This is a genomic window from Timaviella obliquedivisa GSE-PSE-MK23-08B (assembly GCA_019358855.1).
Classification (GTDB): Bacteria; Cyanobacteriota; Cyanobacteriia; order Elainellales; family Elainellaceae; genus Timaviella; species Timaviella obliquedivisa.
Genome location: JAHHII010000020.1, coordinates 39,572 through 59,898 on the forward strand (window position 1 = coordinate 39,572; position 20,327 = coordinate 59,898).

Annotated in this window: 24 protein-coding genes; 13 read left to right on the top strand and 11 right to left on the bottom strand. The window is 47.6% G+C overall.

Annotated elements, in window-relative coordinates:
* Positions 1 to 16 precede the first annotated feature (16 nt).
* The 4 genes from KME11_21815 to gnd form a co-directional block, all read right to left on the bottom strand.
* Positions 17 to 1,576 (bottom strand): pentapeptide repeat-containing protein, encoded by a 1,560-nt coding sequence (locus KME11_21815; GenBank protein ID MBW4517851.1) that lies wholly within the window; start codon positions 1,574 to 1,576, stop codon positions 17 to 19.
* A gap of 26 nt (positions 1,577 to 1,602) precedes the next feature.
* Positions 1,603 to 1,899, bottom strand: a complete 297-nt coding sequence (locus tag KME11_21820; protein ID MBW4517852.1) for a DUF4926 domain-containing protein — start codon at positions 1,897 to 1,899, stop codon at positions 1,603 to 1,605.
* A gap of 59 nt (positions 1,900 to 1,958) precedes the next feature.
* Positions 1,959 to 3,416: a RecQ family ATP-dependent DNA helicase gene (locus KME11_21825; GenBank protein MBW4517853.1), complete on the bottom strand. Its 1,458-nt coding sequence runs from the start codon at positions 3,414 to 3,416 to the stop codon at positions 1,959 to 1,961.
* A gap of 163 nt (positions 3,417 to 3,579) precedes the next feature.
* Positions 3,580 to 4,986 carry a decarboxylating NADP(+)-dependent phosphogluconate dehydrogenase gene (gene gnd / locus KME11_21830; GenBank protein MBW4517854.1) on the bottom strand — a complete coding sequence of 469 codons (1,407 nt, stop codon included), beginning with the start codon at positions 4,984 to 4,986 and terminating at the stop codon, positions 3,580 to 3,582.
* Between the two features lie 289 nt (positions 4,987 to 5,275).
* On the opposite strand from gnd, the gene KME11_21835 reads away from it, so the two are divergent.
* The 5 genes from KME11_21835 to KME11_21855 all read left to right on the top strand — a co-directional run bounded on the left by KME11_21835 (position 5,276) and on the right by KME11_21855 (position 9,521).
* A complete protein-coding gene (locus KME11_21835) occupies positions 5,276 to 5,578 on the top strand; it encodes a DUF4090 family protein (protein ID MBW4517855.1) in 303 nt (100 codons plus the stop codon).
* 330 nt (positions 5,579 to 5,908) lie between these two features.
* A complete protein-coding gene (locus KME11_21840) occupies positions 5,909 to 6,796 on the top strand; it encodes a response regulator (protein ID MBW4517856.1) in 888 nt (295 codons plus the stop codon).
* Between the two features lie 3 nt (positions 6,797 to 6,799).
* Positions 6,800 to 7,537 carry a bifunctional demethylmenaquinone methyltransferase/2-methoxy-6-polyprenyl-1,4-benzoquinol methylase UbiE gene (gene ubiE, locus KME11_21845; protein MBW4517857.1) on the top strand — a complete coding sequence of 246 codons (738 nt, stop codon included), beginning with the start codon at positions 6,800 to 6,802 and terminating at the stop codon, positions 7,535 to 7,537.
* Between the two features lie 39 nt (positions 7,538 to 7,576).
* The gene (locus KME11_21850) at positions 7,577 to 8,806 is read left to right on the top strand and encodes a DUF445 family protein (protein ID MBW4517858.1); all 1,230 of its coding nucleotides are present in this window, start codon (positions 7,577 to 7,579) and stop codon (positions 8,804 to 8,806) included.
* An 82-nt stretch (positions 8,807 to 8,888) separates the two neighbouring features.
* Positions 8,889 to 9,521: a Vat family streptogramin A O-acetyltransferase gene (locus tag KME11_21855; GenBank protein ID MBW4517859.1), complete on the top strand. Its 633-nt coding sequence runs from the start codon at positions 8,889 to 8,891 to the stop codon at positions 9,519 to 9,521.
* 212 nt (positions 9,522 to 9,733) lie between these two features.
* Here the strand turns inward: KME11_21855 and KME11_21860 are convergent, their stop codons facing one another.
* From KME11_21860 to KME11_21875, 4 genes are all read right to left on the bottom strand, one after another.
* Positions 9,734 to 12,418, bottom strand: a complete 2,685-nt coding sequence (locus KME11_21860; GenBank protein ID MBW4517860.1) for an HAD-IC family P-type ATPase — start codon at positions 12,416 to 12,418, stop codon at positions 9,734 to 9,736.
* A gap of 411 nt (positions 12,419 to 12,829) precedes the next feature.
* Positions 12,830 to 13,000 (bottom strand): hypothetical protein, encoded by a 171-nt coding sequence (locus KME11_21865; protein MBW4517861.1) that lies wholly within the window; start codon positions 12,998 to 13,000, stop codon positions 12,830 to 12,832.
* A gap of 43 nt (positions 13,001 to 13,043) precedes the next feature.
* Entirely contained in the window at positions 13,044 to 13,163 is a 120-nt protein-coding gene (locus KME11_21870) for a photosystem II protein Y (protein MBW4517862.1), read from the bottom strand.
* Between the two features lie 78 nt (positions 13,164 to 13,241).
* Positions 13,242 to 13,790, bottom strand: coding sequence for a gamma carbonic anhydrase family protein (locus KME11_21875; GenBank protein MBW4517863.1), 549 nt, complete (start codon positions 13,788 to 13,790; stop codon positions 13,242 to 13,244).
* A 158-nt stretch (positions 13,791 to 13,948) separates the two neighbouring features.
* On the opposite strand from KME11_21875, the gene KME11_21880 reads away from it, so the two are divergent.
* From KME11_21880 to KME11_21905, 6 genes are all read left to right on the top strand, one after another.
* Entirely contained in the window at positions 13,949 to 14,458 is a 510-nt protein-coding gene (locus tag KME11_21880; GenBank protein MBW4517864.1) for a TIGR02652 family protein, read from the top strand.
* A 9-nt stretch (positions 14,459 to 14,467) separates the two neighbouring features.
* Positions 14,468 to 14,914 (top strand): VOC family protein, encoded by a 447-nt coding sequence (locus KME11_21885; protein MBW4517865.1) that lies wholly within the window; start codon positions 14,468 to 14,470, stop codon positions 14,912 to 14,914.
* A 92-nt stretch (positions 14,915 to 15,006) separates the two neighbouring features.
* A complete protein-coding gene (locus tag KME11_21890; GenBank protein ID MBW4517866.1) occupies positions 15,007 to 15,195 on the top strand; it encodes a hypothetical protein in 189 nt (62 codons plus the stop codon).
* Between the two features lie 135 nt (positions 15,196 to 15,330).
* Positions 15,331 to 15,843, top strand: coding sequence for an inorganic diphosphatase (locus tag KME11_21895; protein MBW4517867.1), 513 nt, complete (start codon positions 15,331 to 15,333; stop codon positions 15,841 to 15,843).
* A gap of 167 nt (positions 15,844 to 16,010) precedes the next feature.
* A complete protein-coding gene (locus tag KME11_21900) occupies positions 16,011 to 16,388 on the top strand; it encodes a nuclear transport factor 2 family protein (protein MBW4517868.1) in 378 nt (125 codons plus the stop codon).
* A gap of 35 nt (positions 16,389 to 16,423) precedes the next feature.
* Positions 16,424 to 16,933 carry a GNAT family N-acetyltransferase gene (locus tag KME11_21905; GenBank protein ID MBW4517869.1) on the top strand — a complete coding sequence of 170 codons (510 nt, stop codon included), beginning with the start codon at positions 16,424 to 16,426 and terminating at the stop codon, positions 16,931 to 16,933.
* Positions 16,934 to 16,996: 63 nt separating this feature from the next.
* On the opposite strand, the gene KME11_21910 is transcribed toward KME11_21905, so the two are convergent.
* From KME11_21910 to KME11_21920, 3 genes are all read right to left on the bottom strand, one after another.
* Entirely contained in the window at positions 16,997 to 17,392 is a 396-nt protein-coding gene (locus KME11_21910) for a ferredoxin (GenBank protein ID MBW4517870.1), read from the bottom strand.
* A gap of 108 nt (positions 17,393 to 17,500) precedes the next feature.
* Entirely contained in the window at positions 17,501 to 17,887 is a 387-nt protein-coding gene (locus tag KME11_21915; GenBank protein MBW4517871.1) for a DUF1257 domain-containing protein, read from the bottom strand.
* Between the two features lie 48 nt (positions 17,888 to 17,935).
* Positions 17,936 to 18,142 (bottom strand): DUF2997 domain-containing protein, encoded by a 207-nt coding sequence (locus KME11_21920; GenBank protein MBW4517872.1) that lies wholly within the window; start codon positions 18,140 to 18,142, stop codon positions 17,936 to 17,938.
* Positions 18,143 to 18,460: 318 nt separating this feature from the next.
* Between KME11_21920 and KME11_21925 the strand changes: the two genes are divergently transcribed.
* Both KME11_21925 and KME11_21930 read left to right on the top strand, forming a co-directional pair.
* Complete coding sequence (locus KME11_21925; GenBank protein MBW4517873.1) at positions 18,461 to 19,393, top strand: ABC transporter ATP-binding protein; 933 nt, start codon at positions 18,461 to 18,463, stop codon at positions 19,391 to 19,393.
* 6 nt (positions 19,394 to 19,399) lie between these two features.
* The gene (locus tag KME11_21930; protein MBW4517874.1) at positions 19,400 to 20,173 is read left to right on the top strand and encodes an ABC transporter permease; all 774 of its coding nucleotides are present in this window, start codon (positions 19,400 to 19,402) and stop codon (positions 20,171 to 20,173) included.
* The last annotated feature ends 154 nt before the right edge of the window (positions 20,174 to 20,327 follow it).

Here is a 20,327-nt window from a genome sequence, read left to right on the forward strand (position 1 = left end):
AAACTTTCAGCGGAAACTAATTCTCTTTTGTTTGTTTCCAATCTTCCATTGCCCCCATCACGAAACTTGCCGCTGGATGGTTAAGAAACTGCTCTAATGCAGCCGTACCACCTGCTTGGATGGCGCTTAGAACACGCTGCATTAAAGTAGGATTGTTTTCGATTTGGGCGATCGCTTCAGCAGCCAACTGCATTTTGCCTGTTGTGGTATTGGTTGGATAGGTTTTGGAAAGTTGGTCTAGAAGTTTTTGAATCTCAGCGGCGGCTTCTACGAGAGTTTGGCGTTGTTCTAGAGAATAGATAACTTGGTTGCCCTCAACATTGCCAGCAACAGCAGTAACGGGAGCATTGAAATGTTGAGTAACTTTTGAAGTTTCTTTGTCTGCCATTGTTTCTACAATCCGTTCTAAATTTGTATTGCTTTGACGTAAAAATCTCACTTCGTCTTTGTACTCTGCGACTCGTTCTCCTAGTAATTTAAGATCTTTCTCATACAACTCTTTCGCCTGACTCTCGATCGCTGCCTTATCCAATTGAGGTGCGACCTCTAAGCGAATGACAAAGGCTCCACCGCTTTTCTTCTCGATCGCCTGGATAGCTATGTTTTCATCGCCGTACCGCGATCGTAACTCTTGAAATGATTGAAAAAATGCTTTCCAGTCAATACCGTCGGCAAAAATGAGATCAACAGTTTCGAGGGCTTTGCGGTATAAAGTGGTAAACTCACCAGGAATATAGGTTCCATATAGGGGACGACGATCGTGAAAATGAAACCTCTGACTTTGTTCAGACCATTCAGCTTTGCAAAAAATAAAATCACATATTGCATTGTCTAATTGGGTGGACACATTGATATTCCAATCTTGTAGACAACTCCCAGAGAAAACTGCCTCTGTGAAATTAGTAGATAACGCTTGGCAAACGGAAAGATTAGCACCGCTAAGATTTGCTTTCGTACAGTCAGATCCAACAAGGTAGGTTCCTCTAAGTAAAGCTCCACTCAGATCCGCCCCCCAAAGAATGGCTTCATTGAGAATTGCGTCGTTAAGAATGACACCAACCAACTTTGCCGATTTTAGGTTTGCTCCACGTAGATTGGAACGTCTGAGATTTGTGCCGTCAAGAACTGCTTGCGAGAGTTGTGCATAGCTAAGATCAGCATCAGAAAGATAGCTCATGGGGAGGTAAGCATGGGTGAGATAAGCCCTCCTGAGATTTACTCCAAAAAGATTGGTTTTTAAGAGTTTGGCTTGAACAAGGACAGCACGACCGAAGTCTGCTTTAGTAAAATCAGCCTCTGTCAAGTTAGCCCCAAAGAGAGTTGCACTATTAAAATTACTGTTGAAAGAATTAGTTTGACTTAAGTCTGCTTTGAATAGATGTGCCCCAGCAAAGTTAGTCCTAGTGAGATTAGCTCTACTCAAATTAATTTCACTCAAGTCAATCTTATCCAGCTTCGCTTCGCTCAGGTCAGGTAGGATATCCAGATTGCTCTCCCTCCAACGATTCCAGCTATCAACGCCTCTCCTCAACTCCACCAAATGTTCTTCGATCGCCACGCAATCTCCTTCCTTCAATTATCCAGTCGCCTAAGACAACTCAATTAACCCACTTTCCGCTGCTGCAAAAATTCAGCAAAGTCTCGAACTTCTGCTAACAACTCGTCAGGTAAAACGTTGAGAATTGCTAAAACCTGCGCTTGAATCATCTCTCGTTCGGGTTGAATATCCGATCGCTCCAGCGTCAGAACCGCGATCGTTTCGCCTGTTTCTTGCACAAATTCCACTTCAAAGCCCTGCCCATCACCATAACAATGAACCACAGCCCCTCTGCTCCCTTTGAGCAATTGAGGCTCCTGCACATCGCGGGTTAACGTCACCATGTCTAATTCTCTAATCACCTTTACCTTCTTCTGATTGAACAAAAATATAGCCGAGCTATCCCAACCTCCAAATCCCCCTATCTCCTAGCCAAACACCGATCGCAATGTCCACATCCTTTACCGTTGCCCAACGCCTTGGCTTCCAGAGCAAACCCAAATACTTCTAGTAAAAACTTCCAGCGGCAATCCCGCGCTTTAAGATACCAATCCATCGACTGAGCCGCTTTTAGAGGATTAGAAGTGATTTTAGCGATCGCGCCACTCAGTTTGTACTGAAACGGAGTCAGCCATTCTAACTGTCCAACACCATGCAGCAACGCCAACGCTACTGCACCATCTTTAAACTGCCGCGCCACCGCAGTTGCATCGCCTTCAGCCGGAATTTTCTTCAGCAACCCTTGTGCCGTCTGGATTTGCTTGCGACCCTGACCGAGAAAAAACTTTTGACGCTGCTGATCTTCAGGGTCAAGCCATCCGGTTGGCTCACTCACTAGCGTCAGTGCCTCCGCCGATCGCCCATCCCGCCCGGCTCTGCCCACCTCCTGCACATATTCCGAAAGCAGAATTGGCGCATGGAAATGAACCACCCATCTAACGTTGGGCTTGTTGATGCCCATGCCAAATGCCGAGGTACAAACCACAAACTGAAGGGTGCCGTCTAGCCATGCAGTTTCCATGGGGCGGCGTTCAGAAGGACTCAAGCCGCCATGATACGCCGCTGTTTTGCAGCCTTGGGCTTGCAGCCAGCTAGCAAGCACTTCACCATCTTTGCGGGTGCGAACGTAGACGAGTCCTGACTGTTGGGATCTTGCCTGAATGAATTTCAACAACTTTTGGCGACGATCGCGCGAACTCCAAGCAATTTTCACTACCAGGTGAAGATTTGAGCGGTAAGGGCTTTGGCGAAACCGTTGGGGGTTTTCAAGCTGAAGAACTTGTTGAATGGTTTGTTGCGCAGCCGGATCGGCAGTAGCGGTGAAGGCAGCGATCGCCATCTTAGTTCCGGGCGGCTTGGTTTTTAGCAGCGCTGGACGCACCGCTCCGAGGCGGCGATAGGCTGGACGAAAAGTTTCTCCCCACTGTACCAGGCAGTGAGCTTCATCTAAAATTAGACCGTTGATGACTAGCCCAGGCTGACAAAGCTTTTCCCAAACTGGAGGACTGAGAAGGGTTTCAGGCGAAAGATACAGCAGGCGGAGACGACTTAAATTCTGAAGAGTCCGGAAGCGATCGTTTTTCGATATTTCACTGTGGAGTAAGGCGGCTGGCAGATGGCGATCGCATAACTCCTGCACCTGGTTTTCCATTAAGGCAACTAAGGGCGACACCACCAGAGTTAACCCTTCAGACAAAAGGGCTGGCAGTTGAAAACAAACCGACTTCCCGCCGCCTGTCGGCATCACCACTAAGGCATCTTGCGGGTTCAGCAAACATTGAACAATTTCGCCTTGGGGATAGCGGAAACTAGAATAGCCCCAGATTTTTTGAAATGCAGCCTGGACAGACTGCCAGTTGTTTCGATCGTGTGAATGCATCGTGGACAGAGCATAGCGTTATTCAACATTCGACAGCATAGCGGATTGTCTAGTCCAATCGAGACATCCAGCCCAATCGAGACATTCTTCAGACAATAAAAGATCCCCGGCTCTTTGGAAAAACCAGGGATCTTTCATGGTCTGAAGCGCTATCGACAGAAGACTAGAACCATTCTGCGTGGAAAGTTCCAGGCTTATCGGTGCGCTCAAAGGTATGAGCACCAAAGTAGTCGCGCTGAGCTTGGGTGAGGTTTTGGGGAAGGCGATCGCGTCGATAGCTATCAAAGTAGTCGAGCGAGGCACTGAACGCAGGCACAGGTATGCCCAACTTTGCCGATACTGACAACACTTCTCGCCAAGACCCTTGCCGATCCAAAATCGTCTGTTTAAATTCTGGAGCTAGCAGCAAGTTAGGAAGATTAGGATCTTCTTTGTAGGCATCCTTAATTTTGTTCAGGAAACCTGCACGAATGATGCAGCCCCCCTTCCAAATACGCGCAATTTCGCTGAGGTTCAGCCCATAGCCAAACTCTTTAGATGCTGTGCCCATCAACGCCATCCCCTGGGCATAGGAACAGATTTTAGAGCAGTACAGCGCATCTCGAATCATCGTAATGAATGCCTTAGAATCGCCGTCATACTTGCCAGTCGGGCCTGTCAACTGCTGAGATGCCGCTACCCGCTCCTGCTTAATAGAAGACATAATCCTGGCATTCACTGCTGCAATGATGGTCGGAATGCTCACGCCTAATTCCAGTGCCGTCATGATCGTCCAGCGTCCGGTGCCTTTTTGTCCGGCAGCATCCATAATCGACTCGACCAAGGGCTGACCAGTCTCTTCGTCCATTTTGGTGAAGATATTGGCAGTAATTTCAATGAGGAAGGAATTTAGCTCGTCGGTCAGGTTCCATTCAGAGAAAACTTCGTGGAGTTGTTCGCCGTTTAAACCTAGCGTGTTTTTAAGTAGGTCATAAGCTTCGGCAATCAACTGCATGTCGCCGTATTCGATGCCATTGTGAACCATTTTGACGTAGTGTCCGGCACCGCTGGGTCCAATGTAGGTCACGCAAGGGCCGTCATCCACTTGTGCCGCAATTTTGGTAACAATTGGCTCAATCTCTGTGTACGCCGCTTGGGTGCCACCAGGCATCATGCTGGGCCCATTCAGTGCGCCTTCTTCGCCGCCGCTAACGCCCATACCAATAAAGCGCAAGCCTGAAGATTCAAGTGCTGCAACGCGGCGATCGGTGTCTGTGTACAACGAGTTACCGCCATCAATAATCATGTCACCTTCTTCCAAAAAAGGCGTGAGCTGTCCAATGGTGGCATCAACAGGGGCACCTGCCTTGACCATGATCATGATTTTGCGAGGGCGATCGAGAGACTTGACAAATTCTTCAATGGAATAAGTCGGGTTAATCTGCTTGCCTTGTCCGCGCTGCGCCATAAACTCGTCAGTTTTTGCCGACGTGCGGTTAAAAACGGATAACGGGAAGCCGTTGCGCTCAATGTTGAGTACGAGGTTTTCACCCATTACAGCTAGACCAATTAGACCAAAACTTTGTGACATAGGGCTTATCTCTCTGCTTATGAGGGTCAATTTAATTCCAGTAAAGCAATTAAACTTTGGCGTTATCCCCTACAGAGTAGTCAATGGTTGTGGAATAGCGGGCTAGCTGAAAGGTTTTCTTTATCTGATAGGTGTTGTGGATCGCATTCTGATTGGTAAATGCTATCTAGGCTACAAATTCTACTCCTTGACCCAGCTAGAAACAGCACCGCTGATGTTCCTGGCTTTTTGAAGAAAGTAGGATCACGCAAGGCAGTAAAATGCTTCTGTAAATTCTGAAGGAAATTTGATGTCTACTGAACCTAATCTCTCATCCAGCACCACCGGAGCCGATGCCATTGATGTGGCGATCGCTCAGGGCATAGACTTTGATGGCTCTGCCATTCCCCCCGCCAAGCTTGATCTTTATACTCAGGTCATGGGACTAGAGGCAGGTCGGCAGCGCAGCGGTGTCAGTAATACGATGCGATCGCGGATTGTTAGAATCGGCGCTAAACACATAGCTCAAGCCGAACTCAACCAAATGCTCATCAATGCAGACTTTGCGCCCCTTAAAGAAAAAGAAGTTGCATTTTACTATGGCGGTCAGTAGGCGACAGCCAGAGAACGGGGAAGGCTAAAACAGTTAGAAACTTTCTAATAAATTTATGGGTTTGGGCGTTAGAACTAGAAAAAACTTGTCAAGACTATGGGAGAAGCTAAATAGCATCGAACAGATTATAGAGCGCTGCGCGTTCAAGCTGCTTTTCCGCTCAATCTCACTTGACATCTCAAATTGAAACTGTAGTTCTATGCCCTGATTTCTGTTGCTAGCGCCAAGTCTGTTGCCAGCACAAAGACAGAATCTCAGCCCATTCGATTCACTAAAAGAATCTGATATGGACAACGCCTTCCCCGAACTCTCTATATTAGTCGCCAGTTTATGAACTTAGATCGTCCCAAAAAGCCAAAAATGCTCGTTGTCGATGACGAACCCGACAACCTGGACTTGCTCTATCGCACCTTTCGCCGTGACTTCAATGTATTCAAAGCAGATAGTGGCATTGCGGCTCTAGAGGTTTTGGCGACAGCAGGGGAAGTGGCAGTTATTATTTCTGACCAGCGAATGCCCGAAATGAAGGGAACGGAGTTTCTGAGCAAGACGGTACCTCAGTTTCCCGATACAATGCGGATTATTTTGACTGGGTTTACCGATGTCGAAGATTTGGTCGATGCCATCAATTCTGGGCAAGTTTACAAGTACATTACCAAGCCCTGGGATCCCAATGAGCTTAAATCTGTAGTGCAGCGGGCTGCCGAAACCTACGAGCTGCTAAAACAGCGCACTGAGGAATTACTGCAAGCGCAAGCGCACACGGCATTGTTCAACAGCATTTTGCAAACGGTACGGCAGGGTGCCACTGTGGAAGCTTGTTTAGCGCCGATCGCCACTACCCTTGGCACCAGCTTTGGCACCGATGGCTGCATTTTGCAATTGGTAGAGGGAACGTCTTTAACCGCACACGGTGGCCATAGCACTAACGGAGAGTTAAAGAACTGGCTAGAGCTAGAGCCTTTGACGCAAGCAGCGATCGCCACCCAGCAGTTTCAATCCGCCATTAGCGATACCCCAGGCATTGTCAATCCGCTTTACGCTGAGGCAGGCTTATCATCTCACCTAATTGTTCCTACGACTTTCCACAACAAAGTTCTAGCCGTGCTTTCTCTGCAATGGAAGTCGCCTCGCTCCCTATCAGAGCCTGAGTTGACCATGCTCCATCAAGCCGCTCAACAGATAGGCATGGCGCTCAATAGCGTTCGCTGCCCTTAAGCAATGGCGGAGAGCGCTAGGATTAAGGGGTCGTTCAAATCGCTAAACGTGAGTTCTCCCCCTCAAGCTCAAGAGATTCAAGCCATTTTTGACCGGATTGCCCCCCAGTATGATCAGCTTAACAATGGGCTGAGCCTGGGATTACATTGGATTTGGAAGCAAATGGCAGTCAAATGGAGCCAGGCGCGCGCTGGCTCCATTTGTCTAGATGTTTGCTGCGGCAGTGGTGATGTAGCACAACTCTTGGCAAGGCAAGTAGGCACCACTGGCAAAGTCTATGGCGTTGACTTTTCTAGTCAGCAGTTAGCGATCGCCCAAGCCCGTGCGCCCCATCTACCGATTACCTGGATCGAGGGAGATGCACTCCATCTTCCGTTTGCTGACCAGCACTTTGATGCAGCAACCATGAGCTATGGCTTGCGGAATGTAGTAGATATTTCTGCCAGCCTCGAAGAAATCCACCGAGTGCTTAAACCAGGGGCGAAGGCAGCGATTCTAGATTTTAATCGTCCCCAAAGTTCTCAGCTTCGAGCTTTCCAACAGTGGTATCTCGACCATTTTGTCGTGCCAACCGCCCAACGCTTAGGACTGCGAGAAGAGTATGCTTACATCAGTCCTAGCCTCGATCGCTTTCCTACGGGTTCTGAACAGGTCGATCTTGCTTTACAAGTAGGATTTGAGAAGGCTGTGCATTATGCGATCGCTGGAGGAATGATGGGCGTTTTGGTTGCCCAAACCTGATTTCTCTGAATTTTTTACCGTTTACCCCGGTTTCCTGCCTTGGATCTTGCACACCTTTGGCTACTTCTATCGCCTCCTATTGTGGGTGGCATTATTGGCTATTTCACCAATGATATTGCCATTAAGATGCTGTTTCGTCCCTACAAAGCAATTTACGTGGGCGGGCGTAAGTTACCTTTTACGCCAGGTTTAATTCCTAGCAATCAGGAAAAGTTGGCTAAGCGGATTTCCGATACTATTATGGGTTCGCTGCTAACGCCAGAAGAATTGCAGAATTTGGCGCGTAAACTTTTGCAAACAGAGCGATTAGAAATGGCGATCGCTTGGCTACTAAAGCTTGCTTTGGAGCAAGTCCAAGGGCTGAACCAACAGAAGACTGCCAAGATTGTCGCTAATATTCTGCGAGATTTGTTAGGGCAATCGCTACCCCGAATGTTAAAGGTATTGGCACGGCGCGAAGACTTTTTAGAACCACAGTTGAACCAGCTTTTTGACCAAGTGCTACTAGAGCTTCAATTGACAGAAGTACAAGCCAATCAGCTTTCAGCCTGGTTTCTTAAAGCAGTGTTGCCCCCAGATGTTTTGAGACAAGCGATCGTCGATTTTTTGACCGATCGCAACATTAAAATTATCGACGAAGGCTTTCGGGAAAAGACCAGTGGTACTTATTGGGTTGTTGCTAATTTGTTTGGCGTACGCAATGCGCTCACTCGCCTCCGCACTTACTGTCTAGACGAAAGAGAAGCCAGCAATGCCCGCATCGAAGAATTAATTAAATCCCTCAGCATTCGAGAACGGGTGCAAGAGTGGTTGCAAAATCTTTCAATGCAGAATCTACCCGTGTCTACCGTAAGGCAGCTTCGTAAAACCCTGCGAGACAGCATCCGCGATTATCTACAAAACTCTGGCACAGAAATGATCCAAGGGCTGAGCGCGTCGATCGAGTGGGAAAACATCGCTTCTGTTCTACTCAACCGCCTCCGCACCTCTGAAGTAGTGACCAGTTCGCTAGTTCCAGTTAGCCAAGAATTAGCCCTAGTCATAGAGCGTTACTTGGAGCGGGATTTAGAGGCGATCGTGGCACAAGCTATTCCTATTCTCAATATCGATCAGGTAATTATTAACCGGGTTAAAGCGACTTCGGCGAAGGAGTTGGAACTGGCGATTCAAGGAATTGTTAAAAGCGAATTGCAGGCGATCGTTAATTTGGGTGGAGTTTTGGGAGTAGTGATTGGTGCGTTTCAATCTATTAGTTTGTTGTTGCAATAAAGAGGTGGTTGAATAGGCGATGGCTTAAGATATGCTACTAATTTGGAGCGATTGATCTTGTACGGCTTTGGAGCGATTGATCTTGTACGGCGCAGATCCGAAGGATAAGCATCCAATGAGGGGATTTCCACAAGTCTGCTTCATTCAAAACACCGTGTCAAATCCCGATATTATTATTGGAGATTACACGTACTACGACGATCCAGAAGATTCAGAAGATTTTGAGCGTAATGTTTTATACCATTTTCCATTCATCGGCGATCGCTTAATCATCGGCAAGTTTTGTGCTTTGGCAAGAGGCATCAAGTTCATCATGAATGGTGCCAATCACAAGTTGGATGGATTTTCGACCTATCCATTTCAGATTTTTAGTAACGGCTGGGAGAAAGTAGCTCCTCAAACTGAAGAACTGCCCTACAAAGGCGATACGGTTATCGGCAACGATGTGTGGATTGGCTACGAAGCAGTAATAATGCCAGGAGTACAGGTGGGAGATGGAGCTATCATTGCAGCAAAGTCAGTCGTTGTAAGCAATGTTTTGCCCTATACAATTGTTGGCGGCAATCCAGCCAAACGGATCCGACAGCGCTTTGATGATGACGTGATCCAAGCATTACTTGAAGTCGCTTGGTGGAATTGGGACAGTGAGAAAATTACGCGCAATTTGGAGAAAATTGTAGCGGCAGATGTTGAAGCTCTGACAAATTGTGATTAGCAGTGCAGTAAAACAAATCTGTTAGCTCAGTTTTCTCAGTAAGCATAATTCCCCGGCGGTAGCAGAAAAGGTACTCTGGAAGATGACAATCTATTGACTTAGTAGAAATATTGTTGAGGGAAGGGGCGATCGCGCTGGTTGTTCCTTCCGATTAGATCGCATAGAAAACAAATTACATTCTCAAGGCTGATAGAACCAGGATACAGTGCCGTTTAATCAATCGGGTCAAACCTTTTCACTAGGAGCGCCCACAAAATGATAGGCAGTCCGGCAGCAATGCTGAGAAGGGCTTGAGTAAGAGTCAGGGGTTGAGTGTCAAAGAGCCCATTCATCACACTCCATTGACTAAACAAAACTTGTAGTATCCCCAAAGCCCCCGCTCCAATAACTGGAGCATAGCTGATAGGTCGGCGGTGACCAAAGAGGTTTGCCATAACAGAGGGAACAAAACTACTGATGGTCAGGAGGTAGAAAGTCTCGGAGGCAACCAGTGCATTGATAGCAACCGTCCGAGCAATGTCAGCATCGTTTGTCATTTTTAATGCCCACTCAAACATGCCGAAGGTGACGATACAGTTCCAAATCGAGATGATTAAAACTCGGAAGATTAAACTCTTAGAAAGCAATGCTTCACTGGGGTTGCGAGGCGGTTGTTGCATAGCACGCTGGGATTTCGGCTCAAACGCTAGCGGCAAGGAAAGCGCGATCGCACTAACTAAATTGACCCACAGAATTTGCACAGGAACAATCGGCAGTATGGTTCCAAGCAACACGCCCAGTAAAACGGTCAGAGACTCACCCCCGCTTATTGGTAAGATAAACCCGATCGCCCGCCGTAAATTGCGATAAACGGTACGTCCTTCTTCAACAGCTGCCCCGATTGAGGCAAAATTATTATCAGTTAAAATCATGTGCGCCGCTTCTTTGGCGACTTCCGTGCCCATGCCCATTGCCACACCAATATCCGCCTGTTTTAGGGCAGGAGCATCGTTAACGCCATCACCTGTCATCGCTACAATTTCGCCTTTCGCTTTCAACGCTTCAACTAGACGCAGTTTTTGTTCAGGGGCGACTCGCGCAAAGACATCGGTGGCTTCCACAGCATTTCCCAAGCCGTCGGAATTCATCTGGACAAGCTCGCGACCAGTAAATGCAGTCTGAGATTGTTGCAAGCCAATCATCTGAGCGATCGCGGTTGCGGTCGTCGGATGGTCTCCCGTGATCATCTTGACTTTAATTCCGGCAGTATGACAGTCCCGGACAGCAGCGATCGCTTCTGGACGGGGTGGGTCGATCATGCCCTGCAAGCCCAGAAAGACTAGATCTTGCTCAAGCTCATCTGGCTCAATAGTTTCGGCATCTGGGGCGATCGTTTTTTTGGCGAATGCCAGCACCCGCAACCCTTTTTGAGCCATTGCCTCCGCTTGCTGCTGAGTTAACGCAACATCCAGCGCAGTTTGTTCTGCCTGGGAATTCATCAAACTTCGACAGCGCGGCAGAATGGCTTCGATCGAACCTTTGACATAAACACCGCGATCGGTTCCCTGCTGATGCAACGTTGCCATATATTGAGCTTTCGAGCTAAAAGGAAGTACATCCAAGCGCGGCAGTTCAGTATCCAAAGCCCCTCGATCCAATCCGGCTTTCTCGGCAGCAATCAGCAATGCGCCTTCAGTGGGGTCGCCTACAATCTCCCATTGGTCATCCCCAAGCTGAAGATGCGAATCGTTACAAAGCAACCCAGCTAACAAACAGTCGCGTAGTGCCGCATTGGTAGTTAGGTTAACCCGCTGCTGGTTATATAAAATCTCCCCCTGAGGTTCATAACCGACTCCGGTTACCGAGTATTGTTGTCCACCCGCAGCGATTTCCTGAACGGTCATCTGGTTTTTGGTCAGGGTGCCCGTTTTGTCAGAACAGATGACTGTCGTGCTACCCAACGTTTCAACCGCTGGCAGTTCCCGGATGATCACGTGACGCTTTGCCATCCGGGACACCCCGATCGCCAGGGTAATGGTGACAATTGCAGGCAACCCCTCAGGAACAGCACTAACTGCCAGTGCTACGGCTGCTTTGAACGTTTCAAAAAAGTCTCCACCCCGTCCAATTCCAATCGCTAACGCCATCGCTGCTAATACCAAAACGGCATAGAGCAAGGTACGGCTAAACTTCTCAATCTTGCGGGTTAGCGGCGTTTTGAGGTGACCAGACTGCTGCATCAGTTGCGCTACCCGTCCGGCTTCAGTCTGATCTGCGATCGCAGTCACTAGCCCCATCCCTTGCCCCGCCGTAACCAAACTGCCCGTGTACGCCATGTTGATGCGATCGGCAAGCGAAATATCTTGAGGCAACTGCTCTGTAACTTTGATGATTGGAACCGACTCGCCAGTGATGCCAGACTCATCAATCTGCAAATCAAAAGCATCGGTTAAGCGTAAGTCTGCGGGAACTTTATCGCCTGCCGTCAGCACAACCAAGTCTCCCAAGGTCAGTTCACTGGAAGAAATTTGTACCTTCTCTTCATCCCGAAACACCGTTGCGCTCATCGTTACGACTTCTGCGAGAGCCGCGATTGCATTCTCAGCCTTTGACTCTTGGATAAAGCCAATTAAAGCATTGCCGATCGCAACAGTAAAAATAACGCTTGCATCTACAGGTTCTTTGAACAGGGCTGTAACGGTCGCAGCCACCAGGAGAATATATTGAACAGGCTGTTGAAATTGCTGAAGGAACCGCCGCCAGCGACTTTCCCGTGACTGACTAGCAAGGCGATTGTAGCCGTATTGAGTCTGCCGTTTTGGGATCTCATCAAGCGTTAAACCCCGATTAGAGTCACTTTCAAGAAGTTGAGATGCCTTTTCTATGGAGAGATGATGCCAAGGATGTGATAGCAAAATGAACTTGCTTCCTTCCAAAAAACGCAATAGGTTTCTGTATAGTGAGTCGTTAAACTCAGACAATTGCCAGTATTAAGCAACTGCCAGTAACAGTAATATCTCAACTCTAGCAAAACCTCTTTGCTGTTGCTTCTCTCCTTGGATCAGTAGATTGCTATCAATCTCACTCTTGCCCTGGAAGCTCACGTTAGTTTGCTCAATTTATATAGATATGCAAGATCATCTCTCCACCACGTTTGGACGATCGTCGATCTGATTGAAAAGCGATCGATTGAGAACAGTCATAATTGGATTCTCTGTCAGCGAATTCTGGGTACTGCCACCGTGATTTATGAACCGAGATTCAGCCAGTCTGCTTGATATTGTCAGATTTTTAGTATCTTTTGCCCAAAGTAAAAAGCAAGAGATGACTCAGTGGGTCGTCTCTTGCCATTCTTGTAATAGCCTCATCACGATCGCTTCTGAGAGGTTGTCTGAGAAGTCTAGGTTGCTATCCAACCCGCCCCCAAAGTCCCCCATTTTGGGGGACTTTGAAGAAGGAGTGGCTCGGAAGTCGCCCCAAAATGGGGGGTTGGGGGGCAAGTGTAAGAATCTTTGATACTTCTCAGACATCCTCTGACAACTTCTACGCTTCTTTGTTCAGAAAGCCTTGAATTTGCTTGATTGCGACCTTACCAATGTTATAAAAAGCCCAGCTTCCCGCCAAAATAACAGGCAGAAGCACCACCAAAATTCGCCAGTCCATAGTGTCCATCCTCCCAATAAAGATTTTTGAAAAACTCTCATCTTTAATTTCTATTTTGCGATGAGTTGAGACAATTTTCTAGTCTTTCTTAAATCCAATATCTGTTCCGGTTCCAGCATGAACCCTTGCCAGTTGCTCATATCGACGAGCGTGTTCAATTAACTCTGCTGCCTCATCCTCTGAAAGCTGGCGTAATACCTTCGCTGGCACCCCAACTACAAGCGATCGCTCTGGCACATCTTTGGTCACTACCGACCCTGCGCCCACTATGCAACCTGCGCCCACTTTGACCCCATCTAATACTATCGCCCCAATCCCCACTAGGCTGCCCCGTCCAATTTGGGCGCTGTGGATTACGGCTCGATGCCCGATCGTCACATAATCTTCTAAAACTGTGGGCTGACCGGGATCGCCATGCAAAATTGCCCCATCTTGAACATTTGTGCATTGCCCAACGACAATTTTTTCTACATCGCCCCGAACCACTGCCCCATACCAAATACTTGCGCCTGCCATAATCTCTACGTGTCCTATGACGATCGCGTTAGGAGCAACGAAGGCAGCTTTGGACAAATCGGGAGGCGACCAGTAGGTCGGTAAACTTGATAACTTTGCAGAAGGATTCATGGGCTAATTCACAACGGTAAGACCAGGTAAAGAGATAAAACTTTAACCACACAAAAACTACAAATGTCCTGAAGATCCCGGTGGAGAGCAAATCCCTCCAGCTATAATAAGTCCACAGGGCGATCGAAACATTGGTCACGCATGGCGATAAGAGTTTCATGATGAATCCAGCTTTTCAATATCCTATTTTTGGGCCCGAAATTCAGTGTCCTCACTGTCGCCAAACCATTCAGGCGCTGACTTTGACTGATACCTATCTATGCCAACGCCATGGTGCATTTGAGTCAGATCCTAAAACCGCCGAACTGGTTCATCTTCAGTCGGGGCGGCACTGGCGGCTATGGAACAACGAGTGGCATCGCCAACATACCCATGCAGATGGCATTCGCTTTGAAATTCATGAAGCCCTCGATCGCCTCTATACCCAGGGCTATCGTGCCACCCGCGTCATTATCGCCCAGCGCTACAAAGATTTAATCAGCACCTATTTAGAGCGCAGTGCCCCCTGGCGAGGTCAGCCTGAAGCTAGCCGTCCGCGTCTCTATGGATTGCCCGTAGATTTCAGCCCTGATCCTATTGATGAGCCTTGCTGGGATGTTATTAATTTTGATTTGGAAAAAGAACCCGGCGCACCTGTTCGTTACCCTTACTTTCGGTTATTTGAGTAAAGCTTAAAAATGCATCACGCCTCTATTCGCACTGCTGATATTCATCGGGCGATCGCTTTCTACGAGCAACTCGGATTTCAAATCCAAGAACGATTTACCGCAGGCATTACTCTTGCCTGCTGGATGGAAGGTATGGGTGGACGCATTGAGCTAGTTCAGGTGCCCCAGCCTCGCCCAGCCGTCGATGCCTTTGCAGACGAACACTACACAGGGTACTATCATCTTTCCTTTGACCTGACCCCTGTCATAACCGACCTCTCGGAGTGGTTAGCAGAATTACAGCAAAGATTTGAGGTTGCTGCTGTTGCAGGTCAAGTACAGCCCTTAAAAGTACTACTGCCCCCGACCCAACAGCAGATAGGAACCCATATTTACGAAGTGACCTTTGTTGCCGATGCCGATGAACTACCGCTGGAGTTTATCAGAATGATGATTAATCCTAATGAAAGCCGTTAACATAATGTGTAGAAGCTTTGCAGTTCTTGTAATGCATAAGCTAAATTTGGAATTACATTGCTTTATATCCTTAACTCGTCAAAAATTGTCTTATGGAACCTGGTAGTACATCCGCTGATATCGCTGCTAAGCAAAATTCCCAAAAGCTAGCAAACGTTATCGGCACGCTGATTGCGCTATTAACCTTGGCTGTGCCCTTGCTGGCGATCGTTCACTATTCGTCAGGCAGCAGAGGAAATTGGCAAGCACCCGCTCAGCTTTCTCCCATTTCTCAAGAATAGGCAAGCTTCGGCTTAAGGCTACGAAAAGTTTCTGCTTCCTTACTGAAGCCGCCATTTTTATTGCTCCCTTCTTCCCGTAGAATGATCCGGGGAGCAGTCTTTGCTGTGACCTAGTTGTTGATTTGGAGAAACGCTGTGGATTTATCGCTTATTCCCCCTCAGCCCAAGCCCGGAATTTTGAATGTGATCATTGAAATTCCGGCGGGGAGCAAAAATAAATATGAATTTGATAAAGAGTTAAATGCCTTCACGCTCGATCGGGTGCTCTCCTCATCTGTACAGTATCCCCTCGACTATGGATTCATTCCTAATACGTTAGGGGATGATGGCGATCCGCTAGACGGCATGGTGATGATGGATGAGCCAACTTTCCCCGGTTGCATTATTGCAGCTCGACCCATTGGCATGTTGGAAATGGTAGATGGGGGCGATCGCGATGAAAAAATTCTGTGTGTGCCCGACAAAGATCCCCGTTACGCCCACGTCAAGTCGCTCAAAGACGTTGCGCCGCATCGGTTAGAGGAAGTGGCTGAGTTTTTTAGGTCTTATAAAAACTTAGAAAAGAAGGTAACTGAAATCCTAGGCTGGAAAGATGTAGATCAAGTTGCTGCCCTAGTAGATCTCTGCATTAAGGCAGCATCCAAATAAGCGCTAAGATATTTATAAAGGGGCTTGTAGAATCTATTTTCTATAGGTCTCTTTTTTCAGAGCTAGGAGGGCTTTCCCCAAGGCAGGCATCTCCTCACAACTGAGATGAGCAAAGTTTTGGAGGAGTTGAGAAGGCGATCGCGTTAAGCATGACTAAAATTTTTGGCATGATTGAAATTCTTGAAACTCAGATTGAAAGCATCGAAGAACGACTGAGGCAGGCAATGCTTGCTTCTAATGTCAGCGTCTTGGATGAATTACTAGCCCCCGAAATTATCATCACCAGTCATCTTGGAGAATTATTAAAAAAACAAGATGATCTAGCTGCCCATGAATTTGGACTGATTAGGATACACGAGTTAAAACCTTCTGAGCAGCAGATTCAAATATATGGAGCAATGGCGATCGTTTCAGTCCGAATGCAATTGTCTGGTAGTTACAATGCCAGTCCTGCAAACGGAGACTTTCGTTTCACAAGAGTTTGGGCTGTCTCTCCAAGCGGAGCTTTGCATATTGTCGCTGCACACATAGGTCTGGTAGTTTAATCGAGAAAAATGCTGACGCGATCGCAAATTGATCAATGAAAGTTCGACCTGCCACGCCTAGTGATGTGCCTCTGATTTTCTCATTTATCCAAAAAAAATCAGAATTTGACCGAAACATCGGTGCATTTTCTGGTGTACTACAAGTGTCTGAAGACAAAATACGCAGAACACTTTTCGGAGCTATTCCTTTTTCTTTCGTTTTGTTTGCAGAGTTTTCAGCGCATGAGATCGGCTTTGCGCTATATGGATTCCGATACTCGTCATTTGTAGGGCAGCCCAGCATTTGGCTGGATGATCTATACGTGGACAGCGAAATGAGAAGTAAAGGTGCAGGAGCCGCATTAATGGCTCGGTTAGCTCAAATTGCGCAGGAAAATGAATGTACCTACCTTGCTTGGAATGCTGATGCTCGAAATGCCTCTGGAATTCGCTTTTACAAGCGGTTGGGTGCAGAAATTACGGAGCAGCATGGCAACCGATGTTTTTTAAGATGGATTCCGTGGGCAGATGTGCAGCCTATGTCTGAGGTAGGCACAAGTTATTAGGTTGATCATTTTGGTATCTCAAAGCGATCGCACCCTAACCGTAGCGCGTTAATCACCTATCACTCACCGCTTCCGCCGCCGCCGCACTCTGCTCCCATCCACCGGAAACCCCGCGATCGGAATCACCTGATATTTTCGCTCTTCTTCTCGCTGCTTCACTTCGGTATAGTCCAACCAATAAATGCAGTCTACCGGGCAAGTATCGATCGCCTCTTGCACCACGTCTTCCGAGTCCCCATCTTGGCGCACCACGCGCGATCGCCCATAATCTGGCTCAATGTAAAAGGTATTACGGGCAACATGAGCACAGTGTTTACAGCCAATACAAATCACCTCATCAACGTACACGCCCCGTTGCCGTGCCGTGCCGCCTAGCTCCGGCTCTAAACCCGTACGTTCTGGCGCGTCTCGCAATTGGCCGCCTAGTTCTGGCTCAAAACCACCGTGCAAATCGCTCATAGCGTCTTCTCTATAATTAGGATGCAAGTTTTGGAAACAAAGGAGGGTTGAGAGCAAGCCCCCATCCCTCCTAATCCAAACTTTTCTAGATGACGAAAGACTTTAAGCCTAAGCGCTCCAGCGTTGCAGCACTAAGCGAATTGAGCCATCTTGCTGCTGCTGTTGCTCTGATAGCTGAAACCCTTGCCGGGTCGTTTCTTCTACAACCGTGTGGTAGGCGTAGCGCTGAGTCACTTTGTTTAAGAAGCCTTGGACGGTTAGCGGCTGCTGCCAGTATTGTAGATCAGCAACTAGCTCATATTCCTGACCATTCCAGCTAAACCCGACATCGTAACCATTGTCTTGCTCAATGGTGACTTCTGCCGTACGGGTTTGTCCTCGATAACCTTTAACAGGTTGATCGCCTGCTTTCCAATCAACCCCAACATCAGTTAAAGCAGCTTTTAAAGAAGAGAGATCACGAATCTGAGTTTTAATTTGGCTAAAGTGTGACATGGCGAGGAGTGTGATAAACGAAGGGGAACAAAAATTGAACTTAAAACACTACCACTCGCTGTGGTTCTGAGTCATGACCGACGCAGACTGTTGCAGCACCTGAGCAAAATACTCAGAAGTGGTTTCTTGATTTAATACCCGACCTAACTTAGCTTCGATCGCCGCTGTGACTTCAGCACAGGACGCGCCTGTAATACCCGTAACTTTTTCTTGAACTCGACCATCGGGATAGATGATGAACTCTAAGGTTTCCATCTTTTACGACCAGCTTTTTGGGGCTATGAAACATGTCGGTTCACTAGACCAAACTCTTCAAACTCGCGATCGCATTAAGTTTTATTAACAAAATGCATCATTTCGAGTTAAAGCATGTTGATTGTTTGCACAAAAGTGAGCCGTTGCTTGGGTTATTAAGATAGTTTCCCTTAACTTTCTAATGCAGTCAAGGAGAATTGCAGCGAGAGCAAAAGTCTAAACTCTACGGTGCCACTAGATTTTCTAACCCCCTACGTTCTTGAATGCGTTAGGGTATCGGTAGTCTTTTCATCCACATCCAAGCAATATCAACGGTTCATGAGCATTTTAGAAGCCCATCATCTTCACAAAAATTATCGTTTAAAAGGAAAAGTACTGGCAGCAGTTCAAGACGTTTCATTGAAGATTGAGGGAAATGAGGTTTTAGCTTTTTTGGGAGCCAATGGAGCGGGAAAAACGACCACCATTAAAATGATTGCAGGTTTGATATTGCCCGATCAAGGCTCGGTCAGGATTGGTGGACGAGATCCGCACCGTGATCCCTGGGCGTTGCGATCGCTGGGTGCCGTTTTAGAAGGAACCCGCAACACATACTGGCGGCTGACTCCTGAAGAAAATCTGGAATATTTTGGCGTACTACGGGGATTAAAGCGAGCAGTAGCACGACGCAGAACTTTAGAATTGCTCGATCGCTTTGAGTTAACTCACAAACGCCGGGAAATGGTACAAACCCTGTCTCGCGGAATGCAGCAAAAACTGGCGATCGCCGTCGCTCTCATCCATGATCCTCAGCTTTTACTATTAGATGAACCGACCTTAGGGCTAGATGTAGAAGCAACCGAGAACGTTAAAAACATCATCCGGGAGGTGGCAGCCGAAGGTCGGGCAATCCTGCTCACCACCCATCAACTTGATATTGCCGAAGAATTATCCGATCGGGTCGCCATTATTCAGAATGGGGCGATCGCCATTGAACAGCCTACGGCTAACCTGATTCGTCAATTCTCTGGAACTGCCTACACCATTGAGCTTGCTTGTAGCTTGGATGGCGATCGCATCAGTAAAGTTGAGGCTTTGGGCGGCGTGGTTAAGGGCAATAAAATTTACATTCGAGAGCCAGAAGTAGTTTACGACGTGCTAGATATTCTCAAGCCTTTACCTTTAGTCAAAGTTGAACAAGATCAGGCAAGTTTGACAGAAATTTTTCTACAAGTGATCCAAAAAGTTAAAAACCCATCAGCGCCCCTCTAATGCACCATGCTTGATCTTTTCTTGGCAGAGCTTAAGCGGAGTTGGATTATCCTCAGCCGCTACGCAACCGAAACCATCGGGGGCATTATTGCGACCACCTTTGTATTTTATGGATTATTCCTTAGCAGCCGCTACATTGCAGGGCCCGGAATAGCATTAGGCGATCGCCTCGATTCAGTCATTGTCGGCTACATCCTCTGGACGTTGATGTTATTCATCATGGGAGATGTGGCAGGCGGGTTGCAGGACGAGGCACGTACTGGCACCTTGGAGCAAATGTTTCTTACGCCCTATGGGGCTGCCAGAGTATTTGTGATCCGGGCGATCGGCAGCCTCAGCATTCAACTCACCCTCAACGTTGTCATTGTCGTGGCAATCATACTGATCACAGGCAGCAAGCTAGAATTTCCGCCTGCTTTAGTGCCCCCGTTCATTACAGCGCTGCTAGGAGCCTATGGCTTAGCCTTTACTGTTGGGTCGCTTACCCTCGTATTCAAGCAAGTGCGACAGGTGCAAAGCATTCTACAATTTGGGCTACTGCTGCTGCTGGCGGCTCCTACCGAAACTTGGACAGGCTCATTGCAGCTTGTAGGCTGGCTAATGCCCATTGCGCCAGGGGCAGGTCTGCTGCGAGATGTCATGGCTCGGGGGCTAGAGCTAGATGGAATGAGAATGGCGATCGCATCTCTTAATGGACTGTTTTATTTTACGATGGGCGTTCTTTTGTTTGGTTGGGCAGAACGACTCACTAAGCGCCAAGGTAGACTAGGGGGATACTGAATCTTGAACTTTAGGAGAAACTACTGAGATAAGCTACTCAACATTTAACTTGCAAGTAGCCCATTTCCTTTGTTCTTCACTTTTCGTTGCCACTTAATCTTTAGTTCTCCTTGATTCAGGAGGCGATCCAGTAGCTCTCTCAATTCTTCCACCG